Origin of the sequence: Azonexus caeni, from assembly GCF_048146105.1 — a bacterium.
Lineage (GTDB): Bacteria > Pseudomonadota > Gammaproteobacteria > Burkholderiales > Rhodocyclaceae > Azonexus > Azonexus aromaticus_B.
In genome coordinates this window covers 29,463-49,899 of record NZ_JBKJAD010000023.1, presented here as the reverse complement: position 1 = coordinate 49,899, position 20,437 = coordinate 29,463, and the positions used below count along the sequence as shown (strand labels likewise).

16 protein-coding genes are annotated in these 20,437 nt (G+C 67.2%); 1 reads left to right on the top strand and 15 read right to left on the bottom strand.

The window, feature by feature from the left end; genetic code table 11:
• Positions 1-11: 11 nt before the first annotated feature.
• The 15 genes from guaD to ACLIIZ_RS17625 all read right to left on the bottom strand — a co-directional run bounded on the left by guaD (position 12) and on the right by ACLIIZ_RS17625 (position 19,070).
• Positions 12-1,334 carry a guanine deaminase gene (gene guaD / locus ACLIIZ_RS17695; protein ID WP_416694248.1) on the bottom strand — a complete coding sequence of 441 codons (1,323 nt, stop codon included), beginning with the start codon at positions 1,332-1,334 and terminating at the stop codon, positions 12-14.
• Position 1,335: 1 nt separating this feature from the next.
• Positions 1,336-2,697 (bottom strand): 8-oxoguanine deaminase, encoded by a 1,362-nt coding sequence (locus tag ACLIIZ_RS17690; RefSeq protein WP_416694246.1) that lies wholly within the window; start codon positions 2,695-2,697, stop codon positions 1,336-1,338.
• Positions 2,694-3,614, bottom strand: coding sequence for an ABC transporter permease (locus ACLIIZ_RS17685; protein ID WP_416694244.1), 921 nt, complete (start codon positions 3,612-3,614; stop codon positions 2,694-2,696). The genes ACLIIZ_RS17690 and ACLIIZ_RS17685 overlap by 4 nt, the downstream gene beginning before the upstream one ends.
• A gap of 12 nt (positions 3,615-3,626) precedes the next feature.
• On the bottom strand, positions 3,627-4,685 hold the full coding sequence (locus ACLIIZ_RS17680) for an ABC transporter permease (RefSeq protein ID WP_416694242.1): 1,059 nt from the start codon (positions 4,683-4,685) through the stop codon (positions 3,627-3,629).
• The gene (locus ACLIIZ_RS17675) at positions 4,672-6,213 is read right to left on the bottom strand and encodes an ABC transporter ATP-binding protein (protein ID WP_416694240.1); all 1,542 of its coding nucleotides are present in this window, start codon (positions 6,211-6,213) and stop codon (positions 4,672-4,674) included. Before ACLIIZ_RS17675 ends, ACLIIZ_RS17680 begins: the two co-directional genes overlap by 14 nt.
• Before the next feature lie 2 nt (positions 6,214-6,215).
• The gene (gene xdhC / locus ACLIIZ_RS17670) at positions 6,216-7,223 is read right to left on the bottom strand and encodes a xanthine dehydrogenase accessory protein XdhC (RefSeq protein WP_416694238.1); all 1,008 of its coding nucleotides are present in this window, start codon (positions 7,221-7,223) and stop codon (positions 6,216-6,218) included.
• 1 nt (position 7,224) lies between these two features.
• On the bottom strand, positions 7,225-9,513 hold the full coding sequence (xdhB, locus tag ACLIIZ_RS17665; RefSeq protein WP_416694236.1) for a xanthine dehydrogenase molybdopterin binding subunit: 2,289 nt from the start codon (positions 9,511-9,513) through the stop codon (positions 7,225-7,227).
• Positions 9,510-11,003: a xanthine dehydrogenase small subunit gene (gene xdhA / locus ACLIIZ_RS17660; protein ID WP_416694234.1), complete on the bottom strand. Its 1,494-nt coding sequence runs from the start codon at positions 11,001-11,003 to the stop codon at positions 9,510-9,512. The genes xdhB and xdhA overlap by 4 nt, the downstream gene beginning before the upstream one ends.
• 128 nt (positions 11,004-11,131) lie before the next feature.
• Positions 11,132-12,340, bottom strand: a complete 1,209-nt coding sequence (locus ACLIIZ_RS17655; RefSeq protein WP_416694232.1) for a DUF3322 domain-containing protein — start codon at positions 12,338-12,340, stop codon at positions 11,132-11,134.
• Positions 12,337-15,714, bottom strand: coding sequence for an ATP-binding protein (locus ACLIIZ_RS17650; RefSeq protein WP_416694230.1), 3,378 nt, complete (start codon positions 15,712-15,714; stop codon positions 12,337-12,339). Before ACLIIZ_RS17650 ends, ACLIIZ_RS17655 begins: the two co-directional genes overlap by 4 nt.
• Positions 15,707-16,351, bottom strand: coding sequence for a DUF4194 domain-containing protein (locus ACLIIZ_RS17645; RefSeq protein WP_416694228.1), 645 nt, complete (start codon positions 16,349-16,351; stop codon positions 15,707-15,709). The genes ACLIIZ_RS17650 and ACLIIZ_RS17645 overlap by 8 nt, the downstream gene beginning before the upstream one ends.
• Before the next feature lie 126 nt (positions 16,352-16,477).
• On the bottom strand, positions 16,478-16,825 hold the full coding sequence (locus ACLIIZ_RS17640; RefSeq protein WP_416694226.1) for a nucleotidyltransferase domain-containing protein: 348 nt from the start codon (positions 16,823-16,825) through the stop codon (positions 16,478-16,480).
• Between the two features lie 53 nt (positions 16,826-16,878).
• Positions 16,879-18,396 carry a DUF3375 domain-containing protein gene (locus tag ACLIIZ_RS17635; protein WP_416694224.1) on the bottom strand — a complete coding sequence of 506 codons (1,518 nt, stop codon included), beginning with the start codon at positions 18,394-18,396 and terminating at the stop codon, positions 16,879-16,881.
• A 6-nt stretch (positions 18,397-18,402) separates the two neighbouring features.
• The gene (locus tag ACLIIZ_RS17630; RefSeq protein ID WP_416694222.1) at positions 18,403-18,810 is read right to left on the bottom strand and encodes a type II toxin-antitoxin system VapC family toxin; all 408 of its coding nucleotides are present in this window, start codon (positions 18,808-18,810) and stop codon (positions 18,403-18,405) included.
• Positions 18,807-19,070, bottom strand: coding sequence for an antitoxin (locus ACLIIZ_RS17625; protein ID WP_416694220.1), 264 nt, complete (start codon positions 19,068-19,070; stop codon positions 18,807-18,809). The genes ACLIIZ_RS17630 and ACLIIZ_RS17625 overlap by 4 nt, the downstream gene beginning before the upstream one ends.
• Before the next feature lie 265 nt (positions 19,071-19,335).
• Here ACLIIZ_RS17625 and ACLIIZ_RS17620 point away from each other — a divergent pair, with 265 nt between their 5' ends.
• Positions 19,336-20,436, top strand: coding sequence for a hypothetical protein (locus tag ACLIIZ_RS17620; protein ID WP_416694218.1), 1,101 nt, complete (start codon positions 19,336-19,338; stop codon positions 20,434-20,436).
• Position 20,437 lies beyond the last annotated feature (1 nt).

Genomic DNA, 20,437 nt, shown 5'->3' with positions numbered 1-20,437 from the left:
GAATTTCCGGGTCAGTGCTGTGCCGCGACCTTTTTCCCGAGCACATGCGTCGCCGTCACGCAGCGTTCGTCGCCGAGGATCATCAGCGCGAACAGCGTTGCCGCCAGTTCGTCGGTTTTCTCCAGGCGGAAGTCGAGTTCCGGCGTGGCGCGCGGGTTGAGGACGATGAAGTCGGCTTCCTTGCCGGCGGTGAAGTTGCCGATGAACTCGTCGAGGTAGAGCGCGCGGGCGCCACCCAGTGTGGCGAGGAACCAGGCGCGCAGCGGCGGCAGCGGGCGGCGGTGGACTTGCGAGACCTTGTAGGCTTCGTCGAGCGTGCGCAGCAGGCTGAACGAGGTGCCGCCGCCGACGTCGGTGGCCAGGCCAACACGGATGCCGCTATCGACGGCGGCGGCGTGGTTGAAGAAGCCGCTGCCGAGGAAGAGGTTGGAGGTCGGGCAGAACGCCGCCGCGGTGCCGGTTTCGGCCATGCGCGCGGTTTCGGTCGGCGACAAGTGGATGCAGTGGCCGTAGATGCTGCGTGGGCCGAGCAGGCCGTGGCGGTCGTAGACGTCGAGGTAGTCGCGCGCTGTCGGGAACAGCGATTTGACCCAGGCGATCTCGTCGAGGTTCTCGGCCAGGTGCGATTGCACGTGCAGATCAGGCTTGCTCCGGTAAAGCTCGCCGGCCAGCGCGAGTTGGGCCGGGGTCGAGGTCGGCGCGAAGCGCGGCGTCACGCAGTAGCGCAGTCGGTCCTTGCCGTGCCAGCGCTCGATCAGCGCCAGACAGTCGCGCTCGGCGTCGGCGACGGTGTCGCACAGCGCGGGCGGCGCGTGGCGGTCCATCATGACCTTGCCGGTCAACATGCGTAAACGGCGGTTTTCCGCGCCGGCCATGAAGGCGTCGACCGAGCCGGCATGCACCGTCGAGAAGACGGCTGCGGTTGTCGTGCCGTGGGCGAGCAGGCGGTCGAGGAAGTAATCGGCCGTGCGCGCGGCGACTTCCGGGTTGGCGAAGGCGGTCTCGGCCGGGAAGGTGTAGTCGTTGAGCCAGTCGAGCAGTTGCCGGCCGAAGGAGGCGATGACAGCCGACTGCGGGTAGTGGCAGTGGGTGTCGACCAGGCCGGGCAGGATCAGCTGGTCGCCGTAGTCGATGACTTTGGCGGCGGCGCGTTCTGCCGGGGCGATGCCAGCTTCGACCGTGGCGCGCGAGCCGGCGGCGGCGATGCGGCCGGCGACGATCCACAGCGCGCCGTCGGGGAAATATTCGTAGCTGTCGGCGGCGTCCTGCTCGCCGGGGTCGGCGAGGAAGTGGAGGACGCGGCCGAAGACCAGTTGTTTGCGGGTGGCGTTCATGTCAGTGCGCGGTATTGGCCAGTTGCCGCGCCAGCCGGTTATGTTCGGCAACCAGCGGCGGCAGGTCGAGCGGCAACAAATGGCCGTCGGTGACCACCGGTTTACCGTTGATGATCGAATGGCGCACGGTCTGCGGCGTGCAGAAGACCAGCGCGGCGACCGGGTCGTGCACGGCAGCGCCGGCCAGGTCGAGGCCGCCGGTCGGGAAGGCGACGAGGTCGGCGCTCATGCCCGGGGCGAGGGCGCCGATGTCGTCGCGGTTGAGCACCTTGGCGCCGCCCAGCGTCGCCAGTTCCAGTGCCTGACGGGCGCTCATCGCTGCCGGACCATGGCCGACGCGGGCCAATAGCATCGCCTGCCGCGCTTCGCCGAGTAGGTGGGCGGCGTCGTTCGAGGCGCAGCCGTCGACGCCGAGGCCGACATTGACGCCGGCGGCGCGCAGCGCCGGGATCGGCGCGATGCCGGAAGCCAGGCGCATGTTCGAGCACGGGCAGTGGGCGACGCCGGTGCCGCTGCGGGCAAAGAGATCGATGCCTGGCGTGTCGAGCTTGACGCAGTGGGCGTGCCAGACGTCGTGGCCGACCCAGCCGAGCGATTCGGCGTATTCGGCTGGCGTCATGCCGAATTTCTCGCGGCTGTAGGCGACGTCGTTGTCGTTTTCGGCCAGATGCGTATGCAGCGAAACCCTATAGCCGCGCGCCAGTTCGGCGGCGTCGCGCATCAGCTCGCGGCTGACCGAGAACGGCGAGCAGGGGGCGACGACGATGCGCTGCATGGCGTGGCGCTGCGGGTCGTGCCAGGTTTCGATCAGGCGCTGGGTGTCCTTGAGGATAGACGCTTCGTTTTCGACGAGACGATCCGGCGGCAGGCCGCCCTGGCTTTCGCCGACGCTCATGCTGCCGCGCGCGGCGTGGAAACGCATGCCGATGGTGGCGGCGGCTTCGATGGAATCGTCGAGGCGGCTGCCGTTCGGGTAGAGGTAGAGATGATCGCTCGACGTGGTGCAGCCGGAGAGGATCAATTCGGCCATTGCGGTCAACGTCGAAATCCGGATCATTTCCGGCGTCAGCCCGACCCAGATCGGGTAGAGCCGGCGCAGCCAGCCGAACAGCTCGGCGTCCTGCGCACCGGGGATCGCCCGGGTCAGGCTCTGGTACATGTGGTGGTGGGTGTTCACCAGGCCGGGCAGGGCGACCGTGCCGGCCAGTGAAATCACCCGGTCGGCGGTGGAGGGCAGGTCGGAGGACGGGCCGACCGCCTCGATCACCCCATCGCGGATGAAGACGCCGCCGCCGGGGATTTCGCGGCGGGCAGCGTCCATGGTGACGAGGACGTCGGCGTCCTTGAGCAGCAGCGTGGTCATGGGAGGAAGGGTTTGCCCAGCGAAGCTGGCAGGTTCAGTTGCAGCAGCTTGCGGTCGCGCGAGATCAGCACCAGGACGACGATGGTCGCCAGGTAGGGCAGCGCCGCCAGCAGTTGCACCGGTACCTCGATGCCCAGGCCCTGAGCGTGGAACTGCAGGATGGTGACGAAGCCGAACAGGTAGGCGCCGAGCATCAGCCGGGTCGGCTTCCAGGTGGCGAAGACGACCAGTGCGACGGCGATCCAGCCGCGCCCGGCGCTCATGTTCTGGACCCACAGCGGGGTGTAGACCGTGGACAGGTAGGCACCGGCGATGCCGGCCATGGCGCCGCCGAAGATCACCGCGCCGTAGCGGATGGCAATCACCGGGTAGCCGATCGCGTGGGCGGCGTCCGGCGCTTCGCCGACCGCCTTGAGCAGCAGGCCGAGGCGGGTTTTTGCCAGGGTCCAGGCGACGAGTGCGAAGGCGATCAGCGACAGATAGACCACCCAGTCCTGCTTGAACAGCACCGGCCCGAGCAGCGGGATGTCGCTGAGCAGCGGCACGACCACCGGTTGCAGGCCGGGCAGGCTGTAGCTGACGTAGTGCTGGCCGATGAAGGCCGAGAGGCCGATGCCGAAGATGGTCAGGGCCAGCCCGCAGGCGGCCTGGTTGGCGGCCAGCGACAGCGCGAAGAAGCCAAACACGGCAGCGGCCGCGGCGCCGGCCAGGGCGCCGGCGGGCAGCCCGGCGACGACGCCGTGGCCGCTTTCGGCCGCTGCCGCGAAGCCGGCGATGGCGCCGATCAGCATCATGCCTTCGACGCCGAGGTTGATGACGCCGCTGCGTTCGGCGACCAGTTCGCCGAGGCCGGCGAAGATCAGCGGGGTGGCGGCGGCGAGGGTGCCGGCGAGGATCAGGGGCAGGTAGTCGAGCATCGCGGTCTCCGGTCAGCGGGCGCGGCGGCGCAGGCGGTTGTCGATGAAGGCGTCGGCGCCGAGCAGGAAGAACAGCAGCATGCCCTGGAAGATGCCGGTGATCGCCGCCGGCATCTGCAGGCTCAGTTGCGCCGCTTCGCCGCCCAGGTAGATCAGCGCCATCAGGCTGCCGGCGAGCACGATGCCGAGCGGGTGCAGGCGGCCGAGGTAGGCGACGATGATCGCCGCGAAGCCGTAGCCGGGCGAGATGTTGAGGTTCAACTGGCCGACCGGCCCGGCGACTTCGCCGACCCCGGCGAGGCCGGCGGTCATCCCGGAAATGACCAGGCTGAACCACACCGTCTGCTTTGCCGGAAAACCGGCGTAACGTGCCGCGGCCGGCGCCTGGCCGCCGACTTCGAGGCGGTAGGCGAGGAAGCTCTTGGCGTTGAACAGCCAGAAGGCGAGCACCGCGAAAATGACGATCCAAAGCGAACTGTTGACCCGGAAACCCTCGGCCAGCAGGCCGAACAGCGCCGCGTCGTCGAACAGGATGGACTGCGGGAAGTTCATCCCCTCCGGGTCGCGCCACGGGCCGTGCATCAGGTACGACAGCAGGTGGGTGGCAACGTAGGTCAGCATCAGCGTGGTCAGCGTTTCCTCGGCGTTGAAGCGCGTCTTGAGCAGCGCCGGGATGGCGCCCCACAGCGCGCCGCCGATGGCGCCGGCAACGACCATGGCCGGCAGCACCCAGGCGGCGCCGGTGTCGCCGTAGGCGATGCCGATGCCGCCGCCGAACAGTGCGCCGACGATCAACTGGCCTTCGGCGCCGATGTTGTAGATGCGTGCCTTGAAGCCGATGGCCAGGCCCTGGGCGATGAGGATCAGCGGGCAGGCCTTGATCAGCAGTTCGCTCCAGCCGTAGCCGGTGGTCAGCGGTTCGACGAAGAAGACGTGGAAGGATTCGAGCGGCGATTTGCCGAGCGCCTCGAACAGCACGGAGCCGACCAGCAGCGTGGCGACGATGGCGATCAGCGGCGCCGTCCAGCGCATGACTTGCGACGGCTGGGCGCGGGGTTCAAGCAGGTGCATGGCTGGTCTCCGCTGCGTTGCCTTCGTTGAACAGGCCCGCCATCTGCAGGCCGACCGATTCGGCATCGGCCAGTTCGCGCGCCTGCGGCGCCGACAGGCGGCCGGCGGCGAGGACGGCGATGCGGTCGCTGATTTCGAACAATTCCTCAAGCTCCTCGGAAATGACCAGGATGGCGACGCCGGTGCGCGACAGGTCGAGCAGCGTCTGGCGCAGGAAGGCCGAGGCGCCGACATCGACGCCCCAGGTCGGCTGGGCGACGATCATCAGCTTGGGCGCCAGCATGATCTCGCGGCCGACGATGAATTTCTGCAGGTTGCCGCCCGACAGCGAGCGGGCGGCGGCGCCGGTGCCGCCGCAACGGACGTCGAAGCGTTCGATGCAGCGTGCGGCGAAATCGCGCGCCGCGTGGCGGGCGAGCAGCCCCCAGCGCTTCATGCCCTGGCGGTGGCCGGTGAGCAGCGCGTTGGCGGCCAGCGACATGGCCGGCACCGCGCCGCGTCCGAGGCGTTCTTCGGGGACGAAGACCAGCCCACGGTCGCGTCGCCGCCCGGCGTCGAGATGGCCGATGGCTTCGCCGTCGAGCCAGACCGCCTCGCGGTCGACCGTCGTTTCGCCCGACAAGGCGGCCAGCAGTTCGGCCTGGCCGTTGCCGGAAATGCCGGCGATGCCGACGATCTCGCCGGCGTTCACGGTCAGCGAGACGTTGTGCAGCGAAGTGCCGAAAGGATCGTCGGACGCGAGGCTGAGGCGCTCGACCTGCAGTACCGGATGGAGCGGGCCGTGGTAGGGCGGCGCCTCGCAGACCGGCAGCTCGCGGCCGATCATCAGGCGTGCCAGCGAGGCCGGCGTTTCGTCGCGCGGGATCGCGTCGCCGGTCACCTTGCCGCCACGCATGATCGTCGCGCTGTCGCACAGCGACTTTATTTCGTGCAGCTTGTGGCTGATGTAGAGGATGGAGACGCCTTCGGAAGCCAGCCGGCGCAAGGTCTCGAACAGCTTCTGCACCGCCTGCGGGGTGAGCACCGAGGTCGGCTCGTCGAGAATCAGCAGCTTCGGGTCCTGCAGCAGGCAACGGACGATCTCGACCCGCTGCCGTTCGCCGACCGACAGGCTATGCACCAGCCGGTGCGGGTCGAGCGGCAGGCCGTAGCGTTCGGAAACTTCCTTGACCCGCACGGCCAGCCCGGCCAGATCGAAGGCTTCGTCGAGGACCAGCGCGATGTTCTCGACCACGGTCAAGGTCTCGAACAGCGAAAAATGCTGGAACACCATGCCGATGCCCAGCTTGCGCGCCTGCGCCGGGTTGGCGACGGCGACCTGGCGGCCGTCCCAGAGCATTTCGCCACTATCGGCCTTGACCGCGCCGTAGATGATCTTCATCAGCGTGCTCTTGCCGGCGCCGTTTTCGCCCAGGATGGCGTGGATTTCGCCGGGCATCACGGTCAGGCTGACGTCGTCGTTGGCGACGACGCTCGGGTAGCGCTTGCTGATGTGCAACAGCTTCAGGCGGGGTTCGGGCGGGCTCATGCTTACTCCGGCTGGTCGGGACGGACGGGGGATGCGCTCAGGCGCGGACGGCCGGCCTGGTGCAGCAGTTGGCGTGCATGATGCAGGCTGAGCAGTTCGGCGGCAACCGCCAGGGCGATCGCCGCCGGCTCCTTGCCGACGATGCCGGGGATGCCGATCGGGCAGGTCAGTTCGCCCAGGCGGGCCGGATCGAGGCCGCGATCGACGAAACGGCGCTCGAAACCGGCGCGTTTGCTGCGCGAACCGATCAGCCCGAAGTAGGCGAAATCGCGGCGGCGGAAGATCGCCTCGCAGAGCGAAAAATCGAGCGCGTGGCTGTGCGTCATGACGACGAAGAAGGTGCCGGCCGGTGCCTGTGCCACTTCGCTTTCCGCCAGGTCGGTGGCGCGGATGTCGAGGCCGGCGGTGTCACACCCGGCAAAGGCGTCGTCGCGCGTGTCGATCCAGGTGATGGCGGCGCCGAGCGGCAGCAACTGGCGAACCAGCGCGCGGGCGACGTGGCCGGCGCCAAAAATCCACACCGGGAAAGCGACGCTGGCGATGTCCTGCACGAAATGCCAGTCCTCCGGCCCGCCGAGCAAGGCGGTGGCGCAGGCGGCGGCGCCGGTCTGCCAGGTTGAGGCACTGTCGCCGGCGGCCAGTCGGCGTTGCAGGCGGGCACCGCCGGCCAGCGCGGCGCTGCGTTGCGCCCAGGTGCTGGCTTCACTGGCGGGAATCTTCTCGTAGGCGAGCCAGACGACACCGCCGCAACACTGGCCGAGCCCGGCGCCGAGCGCGTAGAGCACCACCTGCGGCCGGCCGCCGCCGGCCAGCAGGCGGTCGGCGTGGGCGGTCGCCTGCCATTCGAGATGGCCGCCGCCGATGGTCAGTTCGGTCGTGCTGGCGCCGACCAGCATCGTCGTCCCGGCATCGCGTGGCGCCGAGCCCTGGATGGCGGCGACGGTGACCAGCACGACATCCTCGCCGGCGGTGAGGCGGGCGGCCAGCGGCGCGACCCAGTCGGCGGCCATCTCAGCTTTCCCCGCCGGCGAGTGCGCGCAGGATCGCTTCCGGCGTTGCCGGGGCGTCGAGCTGCAAGGGCTGACCGGCCGGCAGGGCGGCGGCAACCGCGTCGCGCAGCGCCTGGTACACCGAGAGGGCGAGCATGAACGGCGGCTCGCCGACCGCCTTCGAGCGGTGGATGCTGTCCTCGACGTTGGCGTTGTCGTAGAGGCGGACGTTGAAGATGTCCGGCAGGTCGCTGGCGGTCGGGATCTTGTAGGTCGACGGGGCGTGGCTCATCAGCTTGCCGTCCGGGCGCCACCACAGTTCCTCGCTGGTCAGCCAGCCCATGCCCTGGACGAAGCCGCCTTCGATCTGGCCGATGTCGAGCGCCGGATTGATCGAGCGGCCGGCGTCGTGGAGGATGTCCACGCGCAGCACGCGCGTCTCGCCAGTCAGCGTGTCGATGGCCACCTCGCTGCAGGCGGCGCCGTAGGCGAAGTAGAAGAAGGGGCGGCCGAGCTTGGTCACCGGGTCGAAATGGATTTTCGGCGTCTTGTAGAAACCGGCGTCCCACAACTGGATGCGGGCGCGGTAGGCGCGCATGACGAGGTCGGCGAAGGCTTCGTCGAAACCCGGCGCCCGCACCCGGCCGTCGGCAAATTGCACGTCGGCGGCGACGACCGCGCCGTTCGTCAGTTCGACGACAAAGGCGGCCAACCGCGCCTTGATGTTGTTGCACGCCGCCTGCGCCGCCTTGCCGTTGAGGTCGGTGCCGCTCGAGGCGGCGGTGGCCGAGGTGTTGGCGACGCGCCGGGTGTCGGTGGACGAGAGGCGGACGTCGTCGAAGGGCAGGCCGAATTCGTGGGCGACGATCTGGCGCACCTTGGTGTACAAGCCCTGGCCCATCTCGGTGCCGCCGTGCGAGACGAGCACGCTGCCGTCGGTATAGACATGGACCAGCGCGCCGGCCTGGTTGTAATGCGTGGCGTTGAACGAGATGCCAAACTTGATCGGAGTCAGCGCGATGCCGCGTTTCAACACCGGGCTGCCGGCGTTGAATTTGGCAATCGCCGCGCGGCGGGAGGTGTAGGCACAATCGCGTTCGAGTTCGGCGACCAGCGCCGGGGCGACGTTGTCCTCGACGAGCGTGCCGTAGGGCGTGGTGCTGCGCGCGCCCGGTTCGACGTCGTAGAAGTTGGCGCGGCGGATGGCCAGCGGGTCGAGGCCGAGGTGGCGGGCGATGTCGTCGAGCACGTTCTCGATGACGAACATCCCCTGCGGCCCGCCAAAACCGCGAAACGCCGTGTTGGAGACGCGGTTGGTCCTGCAGCGCAGGCTTTTCAGGGCGAGCGCGTCGAGGTAGTAGGCGTTGTCGATGTGGCAGATCGTGCGGTCGTTGACCGGCCCCGAGAGGTCGGCCGAGTGGCCGCAGTCGGACGCGAATTCGAGTTTCAGGCCGAGCAGGCGACCGCTGTCGTCAAAGGCGCTTTCCCACTGGTAGCGGTAGGGGTGGCGCTTGCCGGTGGCGACCATGTCGTCGTCGCGGTCGAGGCGGATTTTCACCGCCCGGCCGGTGCGTGTGGCGAGCAGCGCGGCCAGGCAGGCCCATTGCGCCGACTGCGATTCCTTGCCGCCGAAGGCGCCGCCCATGCGCCGGCATTCGACGCTGACGCGGTGGGCGCGCCAGCCCAGACAGTGGGCGACCATCTGCTGCATTTCGGTCGGGTGCTGGGTCGAGCAGAGCACGTGTAGCGTGCCGTCGTCGCCCGGCTGGGCATAGGAAATCTGGCCTTCGAGGTAGAAATGCTCCTGACCGCCGAGCACGGCGCTGCCGCTCAGACGGTGCGGCGCGTCGGCAAAGGCCGCATCGACGGCGCCGCGCTGCATGGAAAACGGCGGCAGCACCCAGGATTCGGCGGCAATCGCCGCGGCGATGTCGAGGATGGGCGGCTCGGCGTCGTAGTCGATCTTCGCCAGACGCACCGCCTGGCGGGCGATGTCGCGCGTCTCGGCGGCGACGACGAAAAGCGGCTGGCCGTGGAAGCTGACCGTGTCGGTGGCGAGGATCGGGTCGTCGTGCAGGATCGGCCCGCAATTGTTTTCGCCGGGAATGTCGGCGGCGGTGAGCACGGCGCGCACGCCGGGACAGGCGCGCACGGCGCTGAGGTCCATGCTGCGGATGCGGCCACGGGCGACGGTCGATAAACCGGGCGCCGCGTGCAGCGTGCCGGCGGCTTCCGGCAGGTCGTCGATGTAGTGGGCGCGGCCGCTGACGTGCAGGCGGGCGCTTTCGTGCGGCAGCGGGCGGCCGATCATGGCTGGTCCTCTGGGGCAATCGGCGCCAGCGCTGCGAGGCGGACCGGCGTATCGCCGGCGCCCGAAGTTTCCAGCCAGAAGCGCTGCAGCAGGTTGGCGGCGACGCTCAGCCGGTAGGCGCTGCTGGCGCGAACGTCGGTGAAGGGGGCGAAGTCGCTGCCCAGCGCGTCCATCGCCCGGCGCACGGCGGCGGCGTCCCAGGGCCGGCCAAGCAGCACCGCTTCGGCGCCGGCCGCCCGTTTCGGGGTCGCCGCCATGCCGCCGAAGGCGAGGCGGGCGCGGCGGATGCAGCCTTCGTCGTCAAGATGGACGGCTAGCCCGCAGGCAACCGCCGAGATGTCCTGATCGAGCCGCTTGGCCACCTTGTAACTGCGGAAATGCCGCTGCAGCCCGGCGGCCGGCGCATCGAGGATGAGCGCGCGGACGAATTCGCCGCTCTGTAGCGCCGTTTTCTGGTAATCGAGGTAGAAATCTTCCAGCGCCATTTCGCGCGTCGTCGCGCCGCGCTGCAGGACGATGCGCGCGCCGAGGGCGATCAGCGCCGGCATCGAATCGCCGATCGGCGAACCATTGGCGACGTTGCCGCCGAGCGTGCCGGCGTTCTTGACCGGCGTCGAGGCAAAGCGCCGGGCGAGTTCGGCCCATTGCGGCTCGAAGGCGGTGAGCGCTGCGAAGGCGTCGGTCAACGTCGCACCGGCACCGATTTCCAGCCGGCCGGGGCCGATCTGGATGCGCTTGAGTTCGGCGACGGCGCCGGTCAGGATCAGTTCGCCGAGATCGCGCCCCTGCTTGGTCACCCACAGGCCGACGTCGGTGCCGCCGGCGACCAGCCGGGCGTTCGGCAGCCGCTCGCGCAACTCGGCGAGTTCGGCCAGCGTGCGCGGACTGTGGCTGCGCCGGCCGTCGCCGAGATAATCGAGCGGCGGCAGGTCGGCCAGCGTCTTCAGTGCGGCGATCACCGGCAGGCGGTCGAGGCGGCGGCGCGGCAGCGCGTAGGCGTCGCGCGCCGCATCGACGATCGGCCGGTAGCCGGTGCAGCGGCACAGGTTGCCGGACAGCGTGTGGTCGATCTCGTCGCGTTCCGGGCAATGGTCCTGGTTTTCATAGAGGGCGAACAACGACATGGCGAAGCCCGGCGTGCAGAAACCGCATTGCGAACCGTGCCGGTCGACCAGCGCCTGCTGTACCGGGTGCAGTTGCTCGCCGGCCGCCAGGTCTTCTACCGTGAACAGCGCCTTGCCGTCGAGCGCGGGCAGAAACTGGATGCAGGCATTGACCGCGCGCAGGCGCAACTCCTCGGCGCCGGCCTCGCCGACCAGCTCGCCGATCACCACCGTGCACGCGCCGCAATCGCCTTCGGCGCAACCTTCCTTGGTGCCGGTCTGGCAGAGATCCTCGCGCAGGTACTGGAGCACCGTGCGCGTCGGCGCCGGCCCCTGCACCGACTGGATGGCGCCGCGGAAATAGAACTGGATCGGACGTTCGGACATGGACGGAAAATTCGTTGATGGCATGGAGCGAAATTAGCACAGGGCAAACGCGCCGGGCAGCGCCCGCCATGGATAAGGACTATGCGCCCTGGCTTATGGTTCGCTTGCCGGCTACCGGGCGAGCAATCTCAGTCGGCAGATTGTTCCGCACAGCCGGGGCCAAGGCCCAGACGTTGGCGCAGATGCGCCAGCACCCAGGCGTAGCCGAGATGCTCCTGCTCCAGACGCAGGCTGTCGCCGATGCGATTGTCCCGCAAGTCGTCGTAGAGCGTCTGTTCCGCCGGCGTCAGGCGGTGCAGGTCGATCTTCAGCGGTTTGTCTTCACTGCCCTGGAAAGCGGCGTGGGCGTCGAGCGTTGCTCGGTCCATCAGGAAGGAATCGACGTCCGGGAAATGAGCGCGCAACTGGTCGAGGATGGCAAAGCCGTGGGTGTCGATGTCGCCCCAGTAGAGGAGGGTGCAGTTGGCCAGCCACCTGGCCCGGGCCAGCGCTTCCCAGCCGTAGCCGGCGCCGAAGATGGCGAGTGCGCCGGGTAGCTCGGGCAGGGCAAGGAAGTTGGTTTCGTTTTCGGTGATGATGACGCTGCGAACCGGCAGCGTCAGGCGGCTGAAACTGTCGGCGTCGAGGCTGATGTCCGGGGCGCGCAGCCCCGGCAGGGTCGCGATGTCGGGGTCGAGGAGGCGCCAGCGGATGCGCAGCGGCTTGTCGCGGAAGCCGTAGCGGGCGGCGAACTGGCCGCTGCCGCTGCGGCTGGCATCGATCTGTTCCGCAGGCAGGGCGAGGTCGAAGAGTTCGGCCAGCACCGCCCGGTGGGCCTCGATGAATTTGCTGTGAATGCCGGCCAGGTCGACCTGGCGCAGGTAGATGCCGGGCTGGGGATGGGCTTGCCGCCAGGCGACGACGGCGAGCAGGCGTGGCCAGGCCTCGGCCAGCGTCAGCGCCTGGAGCGGGCGTTTCTCCAGCCAGGGCAGCAGGGCCGGGCAGGCTTGCCGGGTGCGCTCGGTCAGGCGCGCGAATTGCGCCCAGTCGTCCTGCTTGCCCAGCCAGGCGATGGCGGCTTCCGGCGTGTCGATCCAGGCCGCCGCCGGTAAGCGCTGCTTGCCCTGGACGCGGTGGCGGACTTCCTGCCATTCGATGCGCAGCGGTGCCTTGGCCAGGGTGGCCGTCCATTGGCGCACGGCCTCGAAGCGTTCGCGGAGGTCGCTGGAGCTTGGGGTTTTCAGCATCAGGCGCAGGGGAAAGCGCGGCGTGCCGCTCAGCGTGTCGCGCAGCAGTTCGCCGCGCTCCCACAGGCGGGCCAGTTGCGTCCTGAGGTCGGCGGGCGTGCTCCAGTTCATGCGGCGAATTCCGGCGTTGCGGCTTTCTGCGCGCGGTATTCCTCGATGCTCAGGTTGCGCAGCTTCGACGCCCGGCCACCTTCGTTATGGACGAAGCCGACGCTGGCGACGTAGGGTTCGATGATGTGGATCTTCTGCAAGGGGGTGACGATCAGCAGTTGCAGGTTGAGCTGCTTGAACAGGCGCAGGCCGTATTGCGCCGATTCGTCCGAGCCGCGACCGAAGGCCTCGTCGATGACGACGAAGCGGAAGGAGCGCGAGCGCACCGCGCCCCATTCCAGACCGAACTGGTAGGCCAGGCTGGCGGCGAGGATGGTGTAGGCGAGCTTTTCCTTCTGCCCGCCGGATTTGCCGCCGGAATCGGAATAGTGCTCGTGTTCGCTGTCGTCTTCGCGCCAGCGTTCGCTGGCGGCGAACAGGAACCAGTTGCGCACGTCGCTGACCTTGGCCGTCCACCGCCGGTCCGCTTCGGAGAGGCCGTCGCGGCCGCGAAAGCGGTCGATGATGCCCTTGACCTGGATGAACTTGGCTTCCGAATACTGGGCGTCGTCGGAACCGCTGACCGCGCCTTCGGTGCAGGCGCGCAGTTCCTGCTGGAAATCGCGGACTTCGGCGTCCGGGCTGGGCTGCGATTCGAGCACGATGTAGCGGCCGGGGTTGTAGTCGATCTCGCCCAGCGACTGGTTGATGTGGGCGATCTTCTCCTTGATCGTTTCCCGCTCGCGGGCCAGTTGCGCGTTGAAGTTGGCGATCTCGTTGATGGTGTTGACGTTGAGCAGTTCCTTGAATTTTTCGCGGAAGCGCGGCAGATCGTTGCGCTGCAATTCGCCGAGCAGTTTCTCGTATTCGAAGGCAGCGTCCAGGCTGGCGTCGATCTCTGCGGTTTCGAGCTTGAACGATTCCTTGAAGGCGGACATCGCCTTGATGATTTTTTCCGCCAGCCGCCGGATCTTGTCGTCTTCGTTGTCGATCTTCTTCTGCAGCCAGTCGCGCATTTCGCGCTCGCGGTTGTCGCAGGACTCGACACTCAACTGGTGTTCACCGAGCGCTTCCGGGCGCAGTTCTTCCAGCAGGGCAGCGCGTGCCGGGTCGGCTGCGGCAGTTTCCAGCACGGCCTGCGCCTCCTGCTGCAATACCAGCGTGTCGGTACGTTTCTGCTCGATCTTCGAGCGTTTGTCGCGCGCTTCATGGCGGCTCGTTTCGCTCTCCCGGGCAGCCTGCTGCAGTGCCTGCAAGCGCTGGTCGAGTTCCTTGAGGATGTCGGAGGCCGCAGCCAGGCTGCGATGTTCTTCGCCCAGCACGGCGATCCGCCGGCTGACGCTGGCCCAGTCGATTTCGTCGAACAGCGCGAATTCGTGCAGGGCGACCAGGGCATCGAGCCGGGCGCGCAGGCCCTGGCGTTCGGCGATCAGCTTGCCGGTCAGGACGCCGAGATCGCCGAGCCGGCTTTCCAGTTGCCGGCGTTTCTCCTCCAGCGCCGCGATCTTGGCCTGGTTGCTCCAGCCGAGCACGTAGCGGCTGCGGTCGTCGATACGGTGGCGGTCGTCCTTCTCGTGCCGGCCGCTCGGGTCCTTGATCTGTCCGGCCTGGGTAATGGCCCGGGTTTCGCGGCGGAATTGCTCCTGAGTGGCGCAGCAGGCAACATCGAAACGCTGTGCGAGTTCGCGCTCCAGCCAGTCGTAGTAAGGCGAGTCGGGCTTGACCGAGAGCTTGCGCACCAGCGAGTCGCGGTGCAGTTCGGGGTTTGCCGCGCCTTTGCGCGGACGAACGTGGAAATAGACCAGGCGAGCGCGCAGATGGTTGCGGTCCACCCAGTCGGCGACCGCCTTGTAGTGGCTGTCGGGCACCAGCAAGGACAGGCCGAAGCCGCGCAGCAGGCGTTCCGCCGCGCCTTCCCAGTCGCGTTCGTCATCGCGCATCTGGATCAGTTCGCCGGCAAAGGGCATGTCGTCCGGGTCGAGGTCGAGCGCCGTGCACAGGGCGTTGCGAATCTGGACCTGGTGGTCGTCGATGTTGCTGCGCCGACGCTTCAGACTATCGATTTCGCTGCTCAACTGGGCATGTTCCTGCTGGCCCTGACGCAAACTGACGCCGTGTTCGGTGAGGGCGTTTTCGGCGTCGGCATCGCGCTGCTGCAGTTCCTCCCGCCAGTTGCCGAAGTGCGCCCGCTGGCTGGCGAAAGCGGCTGCTTCGCTGGCCGCCGGTTCGCCGAGCACGGTGCACAATTCGCCGTAACGCACGGCCTTGGCGTGGCGCTGGTCGCGCACCTGCTCCTGCTGGCGGATTTCGGCGGCGAGCCGTTCCAGGCGGTCGCCGCCATTGTCGCGGATCGCCTGCTGCAGTTCGCCGATCTGCTGCGTCTGGGTTTCCCGCTGTTCGTCGAGGCGGCGCACCTGCTGGTCGGCCCGGCGCCAGTCTTCGTTTATGTTTTCCAGACGCTTGTCGAGCAGGTCGAGCTTGAGGCCGGCAAAGTAGGGGCGCAGGTCGTCGCGGCACCGGCGCCATTGCACGACCGCTTCGCTCAGGGTGGCGTGGCGGTGGCAATCGGCAACCAGCGGCGTCAGCAGGTCCACCTGTTGCTGCGCCTTGAGTACCGCCTGGTGCGCCCGGTTGAGGTCGTCGAAATGGCCGATCAGGGCCTGGATGCGCGGCGCCACGTCGAAAGGTTCGAGCATGTGCTGACGCACGAAGTCGGTCAGGTTGCCGACCGATTTCATCGATACCGTCTGGTGGAAGAGTTCCAGCGCCTGCTCGTTGTCGATGCCGAAGCGGCGACGGAACCAGGCGGCGTAGGGCGGGAAGCTGTCGTGGATGTCGGCGCCCAGGCCGCGCAGCTTCTTGCGCAACTGGGTGATGTCGCTGCCGAAGTCGGCAAAGTCGGCGGCGATCGACAGGGCTTTCTCGGCGCCGAGGAAGAAGCGGGCCGGCTGGCCCTGCGCATCCTTCATCCAGAAGACCTGGGCCAGGCTGATGGTCTGGTCGTAACCGGCGTTATGGAAGACGCCGAGGATCACCGAATAGCTGTTGTGGTCGCGCAGACTGACCGGCCGGGCGACGCCGGTGGTTTCGTTGCGCTCCGACTTGTAATGGCCCAGCACGTAGGAACGTAGGCTGCGCTCCTTGCTGTCGGCCCCCGCCGCCTTGTTGTAGGCAACCCGGTTGGCTGGCACCAGCAGGGTGGTGACGGCGTCGACCAGGGTCGATTTGCCGGAGCCGATGTCGCCGGTGAGCAGGCCGTTGCGGCCGTCGAGCTGCAGCGACCAGACGCGGCTGTCGAAAGTGCCCCAGTTGTACACCTCCAGCCGGTTCAGGCGAAAGCCGGACAAGCTGTCGTCGGTCGCGAAATCGAGGGCCAGGCTTTGCGGATCAGTCATCGCTCGCGCCTTCCTGCTTGTTCTTCGCGCCGGCAAAAGCCGTCTGGTAGGCAGCCAGCCGGGCATCGAACTCGGCCAGCCATTGCGCGTCGACAAAAGCCTTCAGGATGCGCCGCACTTCGTAGCCGGCCGGCACGCTCTTGCCGCCCGTCGCCTTGAGTTTGTGCAGAAAACCGAGTTCGACCACCTTGTTGATCGTCGTCTCCATCTGATCGATCAGGCGTGCTTCGTTGGGGCCGTCCGGTAGAAAAACCCGCACCAGTTCGACCATCTCGTCGCGGCTCAGGACCAGGCGGGTGTCGCCGCCGCCCGCGTCGAACTCGGCCAGCTTCTTGCGCAACAGCGCCAGCAGCAGGCTGACCGGGAAGGATAGCGGACGCCGTGCGACCAGTCGCGGCAGGCGCGGCGTCGCCTCGTCTTCCGGGTCCGGGCGGCTCTTCAGGAAAGCGTGTCCTTCGGCCTCGTCGAGAACCAGCTCCAGGTTGAGCGCCGTCACGTAGTCGCGCACCCGCGCCTGCAGGTGCAACAGCCCCGCCCATTGCTTTTCGTCGTCGGCGCGGTAGAGCACGCCCTTGAGCAATGCGATCAGCAGGGCCGAGAGGTCGGGGGCCGGGGTTTCGGCAGGAGAGGCTTCCATCAGCTTGTGCCGGGGTTCAGGTGCCGGACTCGTCATGGGGAGCCAGCAGGGGGCCAAGCGTCGGTTCGTTACGCACTGCGTTGATGAACTGCTCGGCTTGTTCGACGATTACGCGGGCGTCACTTTTCAAATCCGGATACCTTCCCTGGCGATGTTACGCAACAGCGAGGGATTCGCCGCGTTCTCCGGGTGTTCCCACTCGTCCTGCCAGACGGGCAGTGGCGAGATATTGATGCCTGTCTCAAGCAGGACGTCGTAGGCGAAATTCGCCATGGCCAGCGTGGTTGGCAAAATGCGCTGGTGCTCGCCTTTCAGGAGTACGGCGACGTCGGCATCGCTGTCCGGGCGGTGTGTGCCTCGAGCCCGGCTGCCGTAGATGATTGCGCCTGTCATCTCGTATCGACCGGCGATCAACTGCAGGAAGCGGCGAACCGCTTCTTCAGTCTTCCGATCGATTTTCTTGTGACTTGCCATGATCGTTATCTCGTCGATTTCAGCCTGGATAGTAAGCGATCGGGCAGATCGTTTCAAAAACTCTCTTGTCGATGTGTTTGTGCATGACTTTCTGTTTTCTGTGCGGCCAGGAAAATCACCCGTGGCAACCGGGCCGAGCGGGTGATTGATTGCCCGGTTTCGGTCCGGGCCTGCCAGTGGATGACTTCCGGGTGGTCTTCGTCGACGACGGCGTTGAAGGTGTCGCTGCCCAGATGCAGGTAGGTCACCAGTTCGGCCAGGCCGTGCGTCAGCGGTCGGCTGGCGACCAGTTCGCTCAGGGTGGTCTGGGTCTTGTCCTGCAGGGCGTGGCGGATGTGGCGGACGAGTTGCGCCGGGTCGACCAGTACCTGGTCGAAGAGGGCCGCAGGGTCGATGTCTTCGTCCCCGGCTTGCAGGGCGATGCTGCTCAGGAGCGGCTTCACGGCGGGAGTGAATAGCGGACGCTCCATCGCCAGATCGATGTCGGCGCGGGCTTCGGCGATTTCCATCACGGGGCCGGCCGGTGGCCAGCCATCGCCCCAGTGCGCGCGCAGCGCCAGTGCCTTGCTTTCGATGCCATGCAGGATGTCCATGATGCGGCGGTTTTCCAGCCAGGCCTGATCGTCGAGGAAGCGGCGCAATTGCTGCGACAGCGAAGCCACGGTGCGCTGGGTGTGTTCGCCGGCTTCCAGCCAGTCGTAATGGACGCGGCGGGTGCGGGCGTCGGGGTGCAGCGCGGCGACCGCCGGCAGGGCCAGCACCTGTTCGAGCAAATCGCCGAGTTCTTCCTGGCGGCGGTTCGACAGCAGGAAATCCCAGAAGGCGCGGAAGCTTTTGCCCTGGTCGGAATCGGCGATGGCGTCGCGTTCGCCCATGATTTCTTCGAGCAGGGCGCCCTTGCCGCCTTCCCACAGGGCGATGCGCTCGCGGACGCGGCGGTCGAGCTGGCGGAAATTGTGTTCGACCTCGCGGAAATCGCCGAGCAGTTCGCGCGCGCCCTGGATGAACTGCTGGAAACGCTCGCGCAGCGCCGTGTCATCGAGCATCGGCAGGTCGCCGGCGACGACGCGGGCGATCTCGGCGTCGATCTCGTTGCGTTTGCGCTGCAGTTCGGCGATGCGCGCGGCGGGGTCGGTTTCGCTGCCTTCGCGCATCTGCTTGAGCAGATCGAACAGCGTCAGCAGGCGCGATTCGGTGCCGACGAACTGCCTTTCGGCCAGTTGCGCCAGCCAGGCGAGGGCTTTTTCGGTGGCCGGCGTCAGGTCGAACTGGGCTTCGTCGGTGCCGCTCTTGTAGAACTTGCGCAACCAGCCCTTGTCGGGCGCCGCCCAGTCGTTCAGGTAGTCGATGGCCGCTTTGGGAAAGGCGGCGTCGCCCAGTTGCAGGCGCAGGGCATACAACTCGTCTTCCAGCAGTTCGGCCAGGTCGGCGGCGGCCATGACGCGCTGGTTGGGAGCCACGAACACGCGGTGCAGAAAGCTCGCCACCAGTGCCGCGTGGTCGGAGCGCAGCAGGCGCCAGGCCGGGTGGTAGGTGCGTAGGGCAGTGAGGCTGGCGTAATCGAGCGGCATTACGGTCTACGCCGCCCAGTCTTCGATTTTCAGGCCGCTCACACGGACGAACTCGCGCGTGTCATGCGTGACCAGGGTCGCGTTCTCGGCCAGCGCGTGACAGGCAATCCACAAATCGTTGGCGCCGATGGGCGTGCCATTGTCCTTGAGGCGGGTCGCCTGTTCGGCATAGTGGCGGCAGATGGCCGGGCCGCCGGGGTAACGCACGGGCACCTGGCGGGCCAGCGCTTCCAGCCGGCGCAGGACATCGCTCTTGCGGGTACTGCGCTCGGCACCCTTGAGCAGTTCCGCCCAGGTGACGAAGGACATGCCCAGGCTGTCTTCTTCGGGCAGGGCATCGATGCGTCGCGCGATGTCCGGCGGCTGCTTCTTGATCAGGTAGATCAGGATATGGGTATCGAGCAGGTAGATCACAGCGTTTCGCGCTCCGGCGCCGGCAAGGGCGATGCCTGGCCGCTTTCCAGCGCCTGGACAAACGCTTCGTCAACCTCGCCCAATGCCCGCAGGGCCTGCAACAGCGCCGTACCGCGTGGCGTCGGCAGCGGGTGAATGATCAGGTCGCCGGCCTCGTCGCGGGAGATGCTGACTCGCTCGGCATCGAGACGGAACTCGGCCGGAATGCGCACCGCCTGGCTGTTGCCGTTGTTGAAGACGCGGGTGGTCAGGGTCGGCATCATGCAACTCGTGTATGTACGTCACTGTGTGTATGCTAGACCGCCTCGTCAGCGCTGGCAAGCGGGCGGGAGAGGGGGCGAAACCGGCGATTGACAGGAAAGCTCAGGGGAGAAGATACTCCCGCTACTTTCTTATGTCGCGTTGATATTTCCTGTCCCTCGGCAAGATCGCTGCCATAGCTGTCTCTATGCTCAAGGGATGCCCGGCGGGCTGACCCAGTGGGTGTCGCCATGCGCCTCACAGATCGGTGAAGGAACTTACGTCATGACTGTCATCGTTGCTGGCAAGCTGATCCAGAAGAGCGAACAACTGTCTGAGCTGGCGCGCCAGACCTTGACCTGCATCGACGGAGGCTCGCAGTGCCTCGCCTGGGCCATACCCAACCCCATGGTCTGCTACGAAGTGGCCGATGAAACCACGCTGCTGGCCGAGGTTCAGCAGCGACTGCACGCGTCGCCCATGGTTTTGCTACCAGGGCTGGGCCTGTGGGTCAGCCCGGTCAAGCTCATGTCGCTGGGTAGCGCCAATCTGCGCACACTCGTCCGGGCCGAAGCCGGCGACACCAGCATCGCCGTGGTGCAACAGACGGACCGCATCATGGCTGAACACCACCTGCTGAACGCGCAGCAACTGCACAGTGCCAGCGGGTTTCTGCAAGACCTTGGGGTGGCCGATGCGCCCGTGTTCCAGGCGCTGGATTTCAACGACCGCGTGGCCTTGCACACGCTGGCCGCAGCAGCCATGGGGCAGGACGGCGACAACCCGGCGCAACTGCGCCAGGAGGCAGCGGTCTTCGGCGTGCAGCAGGCCCGCACCGTGCCCGAGTTCTGCGATTACTACCAGGTGTACCTGGCTCACACCAGGAAAATGAACGCGCTGGGCGGCACGGCGGCAGCGCGCAGCCAGCTTTGCAGTCAGGCTGTGCAGACCTTGCTGCCATTGGCATTCGGCGCGATGGAGTGCCCGCAACTGCCGGACCACCTGCCGTCGCCTGTCGAGGTCGAGCAGTGCCTGCGCAACTGGCTGGCCCGGGGGCACATACTGGGCTTTTCACGCCTGTCGCAGGCTGTGCTGCAGATGGTCACGCAAACCACCTTCCGCGACGAAAGCGGCATGGATGCGCGCCGCATGTTTGACCTCTACCTCAGAACGGCACAAGCCTTCCTGGCCGGCAACCGTTTGCAGCTAAGCCGCCTGGGGCAAGACGGCGCCAGTCTCACCTTCACACTGCAGAACGAAACTCAACAGGCGGTGCTGCACGTCAGCGCGGAACGGCTGCTGTCGTTGCACAAGTTTGGCTCATCGGTGGCGCTTGATGCGGCCTCAGGCTTGGCCAGTTCCCCTCGCATGTCGATAGCGGAGTAGT

What these genes read in the sequence shown, in the direction of transcription:
- ACLIIZ_RS17690 (WP_416694246.1), bottom strand. Translation starts at nt 2,697, where the DNA reads ATGACCACGCTGCTGCTCAAGGACGCCGACGTCCTCGTCACCATGGAC.
- ACLIIZ_RS17675 (WP_416694240.1), bottom strand. Translation starts at nt 6,213, where the DNA reads ATGAGCCCGCCCGAACCCCGCCTGAAGCTGTTGCACATCAGCAAGCGC.
- ACLIIZ_RS17680 (WP_416694242.1), bottom strand. Translation starts at nt 4,685, where the DNA reads ATGCACCTGCTTGAACCCCGCGCCCAGCCGTCGCAAGTCATGCGCTGG.
- guaD (WP_416694248.1), bottom strand. Translation starts at nt 1,334, where the DNA reads ATGAACGCCACCCGCAAACAACTGGTCTTCGGCCGCGTCCTCCACTTC.
- ACLIIZ_RS17640 (WP_416694226.1), bottom strand. Translation starts at nt 16,825, where the DNA reads ATGGCAAGTCACAAGAAAATCGATCGGAAGACTGAAGAAGCGGTTCGC.
- ACLIIZ_RS17650 (WP_416694230.1), bottom strand. Translation starts at nt 15,714, where the DNA reads ATGACTGATCCGCAAAGCCTGGCCCTCGATTTCGCGACCGACGACAGC.
- ACLIIZ_RS17635 (WP_416694224.1), bottom strand. Translation starts at nt 18,396, where the DNA reads ATGCCGCTCGATTACGCCAGCCTCACTGCCCTACGCACCTACCACCCG.
- xdhA (WP_416694234.1), bottom strand. Translation starts at nt 11,003, where the DNA reads ATGTCCGAACGTCCGATCCAGTTCTATTTCCGCGGCGCCATCCAGTCG.
- ACLIIZ_RS17625 (WP_416694220.1), bottom strand. Translation starts at nt 19,070, where the DNA reads ATGCCGACCCTGACCACCCGCGTCTTCAACAACGGCAACAGCCAGGCG.
- xdhC (WP_416694238.1), bottom strand. Translation starts at nt 7,223, where the DNA reads ATGGCCGCCGACTGGGTCGCGCCGCTGGCCGCCCGCCTCACCGCCGGC.
- ACLIIZ_RS17620 (WP_416694218.1), top strand. Translation starts at nt 19,336, where the DNA reads ATGACTGTCATCGTTGCTGGCAAGCTGATCCAGAAGAGCGAACAACTG.
- xdhB (WP_416694236.1), bottom strand. Translation starts at nt 9,513, where the DNA reads ATGATCGGCCGCCCGCTGCCGCACGAAAGCGCCCGCCTGCACGTCAGC.
- ACLIIZ_RS17645 (WP_416694228.1), bottom strand. Translation starts at nt 16,351, where the DNA reads ATGGAAGCCTCTCCTGCCGAAACCCCGGCCCCCGACCTCTCGGCCCTG.
- ACLIIZ_RS17685 (WP_416694244.1), bottom strand. Translation starts at nt 3,614, where the DNA reads ATGCTCGACTACCTGCCCCTGATCCTCGCCGGCACCCTCGCCGCCGCC.
- ACLIIZ_RS17655 (WP_416694232.1), bottom strand. Translation starts at nt 12,340, where the DNA reads ATGAACTGGAGCACGCCCGCCGACCTCAGGACGCAACTGGCCCGCCTG.